General features: G+C 40.5%; 7 protein-coding genes and 1 tRNA gene. 7 read left to right on the forward strand and 1 reads right to left on the reverse strand.

The genetic code is table 11. From position 1 onward, the window contains the following. The 7 genes from AAEY94_RS20360 to AAEY94_RS20390 form a co-directional block, all read left to right on the forward strand. Window positions 1-2,994 (forward strand): type I secretion C-terminal target domain-containing protein (locus AAEY94_RS20360; protein ID WP_350979876.1); only part of this gene is annotated, 2,994 nt, incomplete at its 5' end. Between the two features lie 83 nt (window positions 2,995-3,077). Beyond that, window positions 3,078-5,255 carry a type I secretion system permease/ATPase gene (locus AAEY94_RS20365; protein ID WP_162022191.1) on the forward strand — a complete coding sequence of 726 codons (2,178 nt, stop codon included), beginning with the start codon at window positions 3,078-3,080 and terminating at the stop codon, window positions 5,253-5,255. After that, window positions 5,252-6,634: an HlyD family type I secretion periplasmic adaptor subunit gene (locus AAEY94_RS20370; protein WP_350979878.1), complete on the forward strand. Its 1,383-nt coding sequence runs from the start codon at window positions 5,252-5,254 to the stop codon at window positions 6,632-6,634. Before AAEY94_RS20365 ends, AAEY94_RS20370 begins: the two co-directional genes overlap by 4 nt. Before the next feature lie 21 nt (window positions 6,635-6,655). Continuing rightward, window positions 6,656-8,065, forward strand: coding sequence for a TolC family outer membrane protein (locus AAEY94_RS20375; RefSeq protein ID WP_162022190.1), 1,410 nt, complete (start codon window positions 6,656-6,658; stop codon window positions 8,063-8,065). Continuing rightward, entirely contained in the window at window positions 8,065-8,670 is a 606-nt protein-coding gene (locus tag AAEY94_RS20380) for an OmpA family protein (RefSeq protein ID WP_162022189.1), read from the forward strand. Before AAEY94_RS20375 ends, AAEY94_RS20380 begins: the two co-directional genes overlap by 1 nt. Window positions 8,671-8,756: 86 nt before the next feature. After that, window positions 8,757-9,407: a transglutaminase-like cysteine peptidase gene (locus AAEY94_RS20385; protein ID WP_162024258.1), complete on the forward strand. Its 651-nt coding sequence runs from the start codon at window positions 8,757-8,759 to the stop codon at window positions 9,405-9,407. A 7-nt stretch (window positions 9,408-9,414) separates the two neighbouring features. Next, window positions 9,415-11,337 (forward strand): bifunctional diguanylate cyclase/phosphodiesterase, encoded by a 1,923-nt coding sequence (locus tag AAEY94_RS20390; protein ID WP_101087239.1) that lies wholly within the window; start codon window positions 9,415-9,417, stop codon window positions 11,335-11,337. Window positions 11,338-11,967: 630 nt separating this feature from the next. On the opposite strand, the gene AAEY94_RS20395 is transcribed toward AAEY94_RS20390, so the two are convergent. Further along, window positions 11,968-12,044, reverse strand: a tRNA-Pro gene (locus tag AAEY94_RS20395).

Below are 12,044 nucleotides of genomic sequence, written 5' to 3' on the forward strand. Positions count from 1 at the left end.
GCTAACGTGCACAATTTAGTGGTCGGCGCCTCTGATGGCGTCAACACCACCAACATTAACGTCACCCTCACTGAGCTCGATGTCAATGAGGCCCCAGTCATTGACGATTACACCTCCACTATCAATGACTCCATTGCAAATGGCACTAATGTATATAACGTTAACGAAGCGAATACCGGAAATGATACTGATATAGACGGTGACACGTTGTCTTATTCTTTTGTGCTTGCTAATGGATCAAATAGTCTAATAAGTGAAGATGGTGCATTTATCATTAATGCTCAAACTGGCGTAATTTCAGTTAATGACACAACTAAAATTGACTACGACAATGGCAGCCAAATTAATTTAACGGTTAAAACAAGTGATGGCAGTTTAACTGATACCGCAATTGTTACTTTTGATCTTAACAATGTTAATGCTAATGATGACCTTCCTGGTACATCATTTAGTGTGACTTCAGGTGCAACTAACGCTTGGACAATTCCTCAATCAAACGGCCAGAGCTTAATGAAAATATCAGCTCGTACAGCTGATGGCTCAATGGGTGTAGTTAACATTGAATCTGGTACTAACAAACTCGGTGTCGCAGGCTCACCACGAACTTCAGACCAAATTGCCGGACAAATCGAATATGATTCAGCTACCGCGACATCTGAATCAATTGTGATTGACTTTAATGGTTTAGTTAATAAGGCGACATTTAGTGTTTCAAACATGTTCTCTAATGAAAATAATGGTGAACAAGGTGTTTGGAAGGCTTATTACAATGGTCAATTAGTTGCAAGTGAAACGTTTAAGACGACTTCAGGTGACGCAGGTACTTTCAGTATTGATACCGGTAATATTGTCTTCGACCAACTGGTATTTGAAGCAACTAAAACCATTAGTGAAGCAAATGGTGGTGCAGCATTAACTGACTCATCTGATTATTTCCTGACAAATGTTGCCGCATCTGGTCCTGCTATTATGGGAACCTACTTAGTGTCGGAAGATGGTGTATTGACCATTTCTAACGCAAATCAAGGTCTACTTAACAATGACTCTAATGACCCTAATTACTTTGCTATAGATGCCCAAGGGCATACATTTGCTCTAACAGGTGTAAATGGTTCAATAGTTACAGATGGTCAGGTAGTTATATTACCAAGCGGCGCACTGCTAACTATTCACAGTGATGGTACTTATTCTTATGACACAAACGATTCATTTGAAGCACTGACTGCTGGGCAACTTGCAACGGATACCTTTACTTATACAGTAACAGATCAATATGGCGCGACCGACACAGCGACAGTGACGATTAACATTGTTGGAGAGTCTGATTCAGGCACTGTTTATGAGAAGTACACTGGTAATCCTGGCAATGATGTGATTAAAGGAACCGTAAATAACGATATTATTGTCAGTGATCAACAAGGTTTACAGATTGTTGCTGGAGAAAATTACAATATAGCCTTTATTTTTGATACTTCAGGCAGTATGTCCGGTGTTATTGCTGAAGCTAAAACGCAATTGGAAGCGGTATTTGAGTCTCTAGCAAATAGCGCAACAAGCTCTCATAGCGGTATTGTAAATGTGTTACTGACTAACTTTGCATCAGGCTCAAATTACTCTGTTTCAGTAAATATGGACGACTCAAATGCGGTCCAAACACTGCTTACTGAATTAGCAAAAATGAGCGCGAGTGGTTCTACTAACTATGAAGCTGGTTTTGAGTCTGCAATAAATTGGTTTACTAGCAGCACAGTGTTAAATAATGTTGGAAATAATATTTCTTACTTCATTACTGATGGTTCACCAAATGCGCAAACAATTGATACTAATACTTCAACAGTATTAATGAGTTATGATGTTACGACCAGTAGCTATCAAACCTTAAGTAGTTTGTTGACCTCTAATAACTATTCTAAAGGCCAAGTCATCAGCATAGATGGTCAAGTCGTTGTCAATGCTAGCGGTGCAGTGTATTCACCATACACAGGCGCTAAAATTGGCCAATTAAGCTTTAACACTGATAATAGTGTTAAAAGCTTTACAGACAATGGAACAAATACAACCGCACAGGCGCTACATGCATTTAACTTACTCGCTGCAGTTTCGGAAGTTGAAGCAATCAGCTTAGCAAGCGCTAACGGTAGCACTACGGTTAATGAAGCCAACTTGAAGCTATACGATACAGACGGCAATGTTCGTGCGTCGATTGATGTATCTGATTTATCAAGCATCATCACAGGATCTGAGACATTACAATCTCAAGGTGATGATAATACAATTGGTAATCAAGGTAACGACATTATCTTTGGTGACTTAGTTCGATTTAGCGGTTCATCAGAGCAAGGGTATGTCGCTTTACAAACCTATGTTGCAGATAAAACGGGCCAAAACGTTGGTGATGTTGATGTAAGAGCAGTGCATGATTACATTCGTGACCATGTAAATGAGTTTAATATCAACAACCAAAATGATGGTAACGACATTCTTGATGGCGGTATTGGTGACGATATTCTGTTTGGCCAAGGTGGCAACGATGTTATCTATGGTGGTGAAGGTAATGACGTTCTTATTGGCGGCCTAGGTAATGACACTCTGATTGGTGGCTTGGGTAACGATACCTTTGTATGGTCTAAGGGCGATACTGGTACCGATACGATTAAAGACTTCGAAGTCAATAATGACTCCCTTCATATCAGTGATTTATTGCAGAATGAACAGAACGGCGATTTAGATAACTACTTAGATTTCTCGTTCAGTAATGGCAGCACGACAATTTCTATCGATGCCGACCATAATGGTAGTATTGACCAAGTTATTGTTCTAGATGGTGTAGACCTGTCGCAAGAATACGGTAGCACCACAGACGGAGTGATCATTAATGGTTTACTTAATGATGGTGCACTCATTGTAGATACTGCAACCGTCAACCCTGCTCCATCGCCAGGAACCAGTCATGCTGATCTATTTGATCAACATAATGGAAATATTATTCCTTAATAACAACAAATTGACTGCGTCACATAGTATTATGTGGCGCATATTTGATTATTCTAACAATACACATTAAGGATAATGATTAGGTGCCTATAACTGCGTCTAACAAAAGTGAGCAGTGGACGATCTCTGCTTCCCAGCGGGTAACGGTCGATCCGTTACTCGATTGTTTGGTTTTATTAACTGAACATTTTGGAAGCCCTTGCTCAATAGATTCCCTTGCGGCAGGTCTTCCTTTGTCTGGTGCAGTCATTACGCCCGATTTAATTCCTCAAGCCGCGGCAAGGGCTGGGCTATCAGCTAAATTATCACGTAAAGATTTGAATCAAATCTCTGAAATATTATTACCTTGTATCTTATTACTGAAAGATAAAAAGGCCTGTATTCTAAGAGAGATCGATCTAGAGCAAGACAAAGCCGTTATACAATTACCTGAAACGGGCGGCGAAGATACTCTGACGATTGAAGGTTTAGAAACCTTATATGTAGGTTACTTATTTTTAGTTAAACAAGATTACCGTGGTGACAAAAGTTTTGATGTTCACCTGCATGACAGCAAAACACATTGGCTACTGCAAAGTATTAAAGACTCTGCTCCTATTTACCGAGATGCTCTAATAGCCTCAGTATTGGTCAACCTTTTTGCCTTGGTTTCACCACTATTTATTATGAATGTCTATGACAAAGTGGTACCCAATCTCGCATTTGAATCACTATGGGTTTTAGCCATTGGGGCAAGTATTGCTTATATATTCGACTTTATAATGCGCCAATTACGCAGCTATTTAATTGATATAGCGGGTAAAAAAGTCGACATTATTGTTTCTTCAAAACTATTTGCAAAAGCCATTGGTATTCCACTATCTAAGCGTTCACCAAGCGTAGGAGGAATGGCAAGGCAATTAGGTGAGTTTGACAGTATTCGGGAGTTTTTGACCTCTGCAACGATTACTGCGTTGGTTGATCTACCGTTTGCATTACTGTTCGTGATCATCATTTATATTGTTGCTGGCGATTTAGCTATTATTCCGGTTATTGGCAGCTTGATCATTATCGCAGTCACCTTTTATCTACAACCTAAACTGAAGCAAGCAATTGAAGAAAGTAACCGCTTTGCCAGTTTAAAGCATGGCCATTTAATTGAAAGTTTAACCGCGTTAGAGTCAATTAAAGCCAATGGTGCAGAAGGGTTAGTACAAAAAAGCTGGCAACAAATGATTGGCCATACAGCCAATTGGCAGCTCAAAACCAAAAAACTGTCTAATTATGTCAGCCATATAGCTAATTTTATGGTGCAATTAACCGTGGTATTAGTCGTGATATTAGGTGTGTATCGACTAGCAGAAAACGAAATTTCCATGGGTGGGATCATTGCCGCGGTCATGCTATCTAGCAGAGCTATATCTCCGATGGCTCAATTAGCAGGGTTAATTACCCGAGGTAATCATACCATCAGTTCACTGCGCCAATTAGACGCAATAATGGAACAAGAAGATGAGTTTGAAGACAAAGGAAACCTAGCCAGTAAAGAACGATTTATGGGAAAAATTGAAGCGGATAATATCAGTTTTAGCTTCCCTGGCTCCGAAAAACCAAGCCTACACCCTTTATCAATACACATTAATCCTGGTGAGCGCATCGCCATTATCGGTCGTAACGGCTCGGGTAAAAGCACCCTAGCCAAATTACTACTCGGATTGTACAAACCAACTCAAGGCAGCCTGCGCTATGATGGATTAGATGCAGGACAGATTCACCCTAGCGACCTAAGACGTAACTTTGGCTATTTACCTCAAGACGTCACCTTGTTTCATGGGACTATTCGCGACAATATTTTATTCGGTTCTAGGCAAGTGACTGAACATCAATTAATAAGAGCTATCCAGCTTTCTGGTGTAAGTATGTTTACTAACTTAGAGTCTGAAGGATTAGATCAACAAGTTGGTGAAGGAGGCTTGTCACTCAGTCGTGGCCAACGACAAACCGTCGCTTTAGCCAGAGCAACATTGAATGATCCCTCGATATTATTAATGGATGAACCAACAGCAAGCCTGGATGCTAGAGCAGAAAAACAGTTTATTCGCTCAATGCAATTGGTTAGTCGCGACAGAACATTATTACTCATTACCCATAAAATGCATTTATTAAATCTAGTCGATCGCATTATTGTGTTAGAACGTGGACATGTAGTGGCTGATGGTCCTAAAGATGAAGTCCTTGCGAAACTTAATGCAGGGACAATTGCTGGAGCCCAAAACTCATGAGTAAGCATCTTACCGTAGCCGACTTAGAAATGGTTGATGACGTTTATGGTGCCATGATGACTGACGCCCCGTCAGGACATCGTCTTATCATATGGTCACTGTCCGCAATGATGGTGTGTTTTTTTATTTGGGCTTACTTCTCAGAATTAGATCAGGTGACATCAGGAACGGGTAAAGTTATTCCGTCGTCACAGATTCAAATTATCCAAAGTCTAGATGGCGGAATTTTGCAGGAAATCTATGTCCAAGAAGGGAGTATGGTCACTAAAGGACAACCTTTAGCCCGGATTGATGACACCCGATTCCGCTCCGATTTTGACCAACAAGAACAAGAAGTGTTCGGATTACAAACTAATATTATTCGCATGCGTACCGAATTAGACAGTATTATTATTTCAGATATGTCCTCAGACTGGCGCCAACAGGTCAAAATAACCAAGCAAAATTTGGTATTCCCGCAGACCATTATTGACGAAGAGCCAGAACTGGTTGGGCGTCAACAAGAAGAATATTCAATTCGGTTGGATAATTTAAGCAACCAATTAGAAATTCTTGTACGTCAGATCCAACAACGTCAGCAAGAAATAGAAGAGTTGGCCTCTAGAATTAGTACCCTTACGACGAGTTATCAATTAGTATCTCGCGAGCTTGAATTGACTCGACCACTTGCTCGAAAAGGCATTGTTCCGGAAGTTGAACTGCTCAAACTTGAGCGCACAGTGAATGATATTCAAGGTGAATTACAATCGGTTAGGCTTTTACGTCCAAAAGTGAAAGCGTCTATGGATGAAGCCATTTTAAAGCGCCGAGAAGCTGTATTTGTTTATGCCACTGATTTACGTGCACAGCTCAATGAAATGCAAACCAAATTATCACGTATGAATCAGGCACAAAAAGGCGCATTTGATAAGGTCAGTAAAGCCGTCATTGCCTCGCCTGTTATAGGCACCATTAAAAAAATTAACTTTAATACCTTAGGTGGCGTTGTACAGCCAGGTGAAGAGATTATGGAAATTGTTCCATCAGAAGATAAACTGCTGATAGAAACCAAAATCACTCCTAAAGATATTGCTTTTTTACATCCGGGATTACCCGCTATCGTAAAAGTCACCGCATATGACTTTACCCGTTATGGCGGGCTAAAAGGAACCGTTGAACACATTAGCGCCGATACGTCACAGGATGAAGAAGGCAATAGTTTCTATATTGTAAAAGTGCGAACACAAGAGTCCAGTTTAATGAAAGACGATGGCACAGAGATGCCAATAATTCCAGGGATGCTCACTTCAGTAGATGTCATCACGGGAAAAAAATCCATACTTGAGTACATTTTAAATCCAATTTTAAGAGCGAAAGATACCGCCCTTAGAGAGCGCTAAGAAGAACCGGGAGGGTTTTTTATGACAACTATTATAAATCAACAAATAAAGCTAAGTGCTGTTGCTCTTGCTTTATCAATGTTGATAGCGCCAACAGCCTCAAGCCAGACTCTTGAGCAAGCTGTTGCACATACGCTAGACACAAACCCAGATTTACGCATTGCTTTTAATCGCTTTAAAGCGCGTGAAGAGCAAGTTAATCAAGCCGTAGCAGGCTATATGCCAACCGTAGATCTTTCTGCGGGCTATGGCTGGGAGCAAACCGATAGCCCTTCAACTCGTCGTAAAGTAGGCCAAGGTGATGTTGATAATGACGGTATGATTGATTTAGAACGTGGCGAAGCCGGTTTTAGTATCAAACAAATGCTGTTTGATGGTTTCTATACCAGTAGCGAAGTCGATCGTTATTCGTATGAAGCTAGCGCGGATCAGTGGGCATTATTTGCTGCTGCTGAAGATATGGCATTGGATGTTGCAAAGGTCTATTTGGACTACATCCGTAGCGAGCAAGTATTATTACTCTCCGAGAAAAATCTCGCGAGTCATAAAGACATTTACGATCAAATAAAACAACGCACAGATTCAGGTTTAGGATCGATAGCAGATTTATCGCAAATCACCGGTCGTCTTGCCCGTGCAAACGCCAATGTAATTTCGGCTAAAAACAATTTAGAAGATGCTCGTGCAGCCTATATCAGAATTGTTGAAGCAAAACCCGATGACCTAATTCTGCCAGTGCCTGATGCCGATATGCTACCAAAAAGCTTAGATAAAGGGCTCATGGCAGCAAAATCAAAACACCCAGTATTAAAATCAGCCGAAAGCGATATTAACGCCGCTAAAAAAGAACGTAGCTCAGCCAAAGCCAGCTATTTCCCACAATTAAGCCTAGAACTTAATGGTAACTGGAATAATGATACTGATGGCGAAGATGGCTACAGCGCAATTAGCAGCCAAAATGTTAACGGCTATAACAATGATTTAGTTGCTATGGTTCGGGTTAAATATAACCTTTTCTCCGGTGGTAAAGACGTCTCAAAAGACAGAGAAACAGCCTATAAAGTCAACGAAGCAAAAGAAATCCAACAACGCGCTTATCGCCAAGTTGTTGAGGGTGTTTCGTTAGCTTGGAATGCTTATGAAATGTTAGCCCCACAAAAACAGTTCATCCGTGAACATGTTGTGGCGTCAAAACAGACTCAAGTGGCTTATGTGCAACAATTTAACTTGGGCCAACGAACTCTGCTCGATTTACTCGATACCGAAAATGAACTATTTGAAGCTCGTAAGGATTACTTGCAAACCGAGTATGACGAAATTGCTGCTCGTTACCGAGTATTGAATGCGACAGGCGATCTACTTGACTCACTTCGAGTAACACGCCCGGGAGAATGGCGTGGTGAGCGTGAATATGAGGGAGGTGTTAAATAATGAAATATTTGATGATTTTACTCGCATTGATTACAACAACAGGTTGTTCGATCAACGATATTGTCGAGTCTAATGCTTCTACACCACAAAATTTTGATCTTGCCGACAGTGATCGTGATGGTGTGATAATGGCCCGAGAACGTTGTGCTGGCACCATCATTGGTGCTGCTGTCGACAACTATGGTTGTGGTAGCATCAAAGATATCAATGAACGCCAAGACTTAAAAATACTATTTAGTAATAATTCAGTGGTTATCGAACAGCAGTATTATAACCAAATTGAACGCGTCGCTAATATCATGAAAACCTACCCTACCACTAAGGTAAAAATAGAAGGCCATACCAGTAAACGTGGAAGCTATGAACTTAATTTAGCGTTATCTCAAAAACGTGCAAAAGCGGTTATCGAAGTGTTAGAAAACACCTTTGGTATCGATCCAAGCCGTCTTAACGCTACAGGGTATAGTTTTGATAACCCAATTGATAACAGTGGCACGCCAGAAGCAGAAGAGCGTAATCGTCGTGTGATAGCTGAAGTCACAGCCGATGACACCATTCCAGAAATGAGATGGAATATTTACACTGTCGATGAGCAAAATGACTAACGGACATACAAGGCATTGATTCTTTGAGTCGTGAAGACAGCAAAGTAACTACAGCGTTGCATAAAAGGGTCTGTCATTTTTTTATTATGGCATCGGCCCTTTTAGTTTCATGTTTATATGCTGCACCAACTCAAGAATTGAATCAGCAGCAAACCGTTTCAGCATTGTCGAAACGTTATGGCGATCGCGCAGGATTACGAGCAAATGCTTGGTTCAAAATCGTCAGTGATTCACAACAACTTGCTGATATTGATAAATTAGAAAAAGTGAATCAATTTTTTAATTTATTTCGATTCATTGATGATCAAACGCTATGGGGTGAATCCAATTATTGGGCATCGCCAATGGAGTTTATCGGGGCTAACGGAGGGGATTGCGAAGACTTCTCAATCGCAAAGTATTTCACGCTTCTTCAACTGGGTATTCCTGAAGATAAACTCCGAATCACCATGGTAAAAGCAACATCGCTGAATCAATATCATATGGTGTTAGCATACTATGAAAAGCCTAGTTCGATTCCGTTAGTGCTCGACAATTTGGATAAAACCATAAAATTGGCAACGAAACGAAAAGATCTCCTGCCTGTTTACAGTTTTAACGGTAAACAATTATGGCTAAACAAAGAAAAAGGTCGAGGTGTGTTAGCTGGCTCATCATCACGCCTTGAAAAATGGACTGACCTTAAACTTAGATTAGGTGTAGACCGCTTACGCCAACCCAAACTCAACATGGAGTAGTGACAACATGACCCTGTTCAGGCAGATCTATGCGTTACTTTTCGGGCTGTTCTTGTTAACAATTGCAAGCGTAGCCTATGTACAATTTTCAGAAACCCAAGGATTCTTATCCAAACAAATGGAATCTGATCTCAACAATGCCAGTAATTCATTAGGATTAATGCTGACCCCTGTTTTAGAAGCCGGTGATGATGCCGGAGCTGAAACATTAGTCAATGTCATTTTTGAGGGCGGCTATTATCAACAAATCAAACTAACGTGGTTGGTTGATGGTAAGCAACAAGTGTGGAACAACTCTGTTAAAGTCGATAATATCCCTCAATGGTTTATCGATCTTAACCTGTTTAAAACCATTAAAAAACAAACCACGATTACCTCTGGTTGGTTACAACTTGCCACACTAGAAATTACAGCTCACCCAGGATTTGGCTATCAGGAGTTATGGCGGATTATTTCCGACATTATTATTCTATTTTCAATCTTATTTCTCATCGCCATTATATTTGCGCGAGTGGGATTAAGCTGGATTTTAAAACCCTTAAACACCCTTTCTTTACACGCTAAACAAATAGCAGCACAGCAATTTGGCCCAGATATGCCAACGCCAAAAACAAGGGAGTTAAAAGAGCTCGTCAATGCATTTAACAGTATGTCAGCCCAATTAAAACAAGTATTTAATTCTCTTGACGAAGAAGTCTCAGCATTAAGAAAGAAAAATCTTATCGATCAAGTCTCAGGGCTGCCAAATAGACAATATATGGTCAGTAGAGTTAATGGTTGGTTAAGCGAACCCAGTACCGGAGCACTTTACTTAGTCAAAATGGATTGGCTAGAAGAAGTACATAGCAAATACGGTTTCCAAGTTCGCGATGAGACCATTCGCATTCTGGCTGAGAAACTACAACACCACCAAGATCAAATTTCTTCTTCTGTTATAGCCCGCATTGCAGCATATGAATTTGCCTTCCTTGTTGAGGACTGTGAACATGACCAGCTGGCTAAGTATTTGCAAAGCCTAATACGTACTGTTAATAAAGAAATATCTAAAGCTGGCTGTAAACCAAATGAACAGTTTTATATTGGTGTTGCTGAACGTCTAGGACAAATGACAGTATCAGACATGTTGGCTCAAGCAGATAACGCACTCCAACAGTCCATTAAAGACGACAAAGTGTTCCATTGGTTTGAGAACACCCAAAAGCAGCTGTTTACCCGTGAAGAGTGGCGCAATAATTTAAGTCATGCCATAAAGAACAAAAAATTCCAATTCCGTTGGCAGTCGATTCAGCTATGTGCCAAAGATGAAATTTGTCAGCGCGAACTATATTGCCAACTGCAAATAGGCGACACCATCCTCCATGCTGGTCAGTTTGTTCCCTATATAGAATTACTCTCATTAGGCACAATGTTCGATCGTTGTTTAATAGAAACAGTCAATGAACATCGTTTACTCGAACGCAATTATGAACGCGTCGCCATCAATCTTACTTATCAAAGTATAAGCGATGCTGATTTTCATCTTTGGCTAAAACAATTCCTACGATCCAATAAATACACCGAACGGATTTGCTTTGAAATCCCAGAAGCAAGTGTATATAGCGATTTAGAATCTTGTGAAAATCTCTGTAAAGTCATTCGAGATTCAGGAGCTCAGTTTGGTATCGATCATTTTGGTCGCCAATTCGGTTCAATGGCTTACTTACAAAGTCTACGTCCAAATTATGTCAAACTAGACCAGTCATTTGCTTATATTGAAGAGAATCAACACAACAGCGAATTATGTCGTGCTTTAGTGAATGTCGCTAAAGGATTAGATATTCAAGTGATTGTCACAGGCATCCAAGAAGCAAACCAATTAACACGATTTACTGAACTCAGAGTCGATGCTTATCAAGGCTTTATTGTACCGCCGGTCAATGTGAAGCTCTAAGTGATATCAAAGAGTTGATCTACTAATACTAACCACTCCTCTGAGTGGTTTTTTTATCTCTGTAGAGCTACTTACAGGCGATAAACTCACTAGGGTATTAGTGGGTTAACCCAACAGCTATAACACAATGCTAGCGCTATACAGCTGTTCTGGTGAACTCGTTCATATTTAAGAACGATACCAGTCTACTGCAATTAATTTACGACCAAGCTTGCTCGATAAGATTTAGCCATACCATGGCACGACTCTGACAACCTGAATATCAGCGTAAAGCCTATTTAACCTGATGTGATGGTCTCCTCCCACTTCAATCATGGCACATCGATGCCGTACACATCAGGTTATTTATACCTATAGTCGCAGCAGTAATAAACGGTATCAATCCTCCAGCTATAACAGAAGGGCTATAACGTATGGTTAGCAAAAAACATACAAACGTCATTAAACATAGCATGTAGTTCCTATTAACGCCGTTAATGCAAATAGATAGTGTGAATCAATAATGTGGATAGAGGATGCAGATAGATAATGCGATTGGCATTATTCACTTAATAAGGCAATAGTACGAATGTAATGACCAATCAAGAAAAACAAAAAGGCCACTCATTTGAGTAGCCTTTTTGTTAAATGTGGTCGGTGATAGAGGATTCGAACCTCTGACCCTCTCGTCCCAAACGAGATGCGCTACCGGGCTGCGCTAATCACCG

Origin of the sequence: Shewanella sp. AC34-MNA-CIBAN-0136 (assembly GCF_040309945.1) — a bacterium.
Taxonomy (GTDB): domain Bacteria; phylum Pseudomonadota; class Gammaproteobacteria; order Enterobacterales; family Shewanellaceae; genus Shewanella.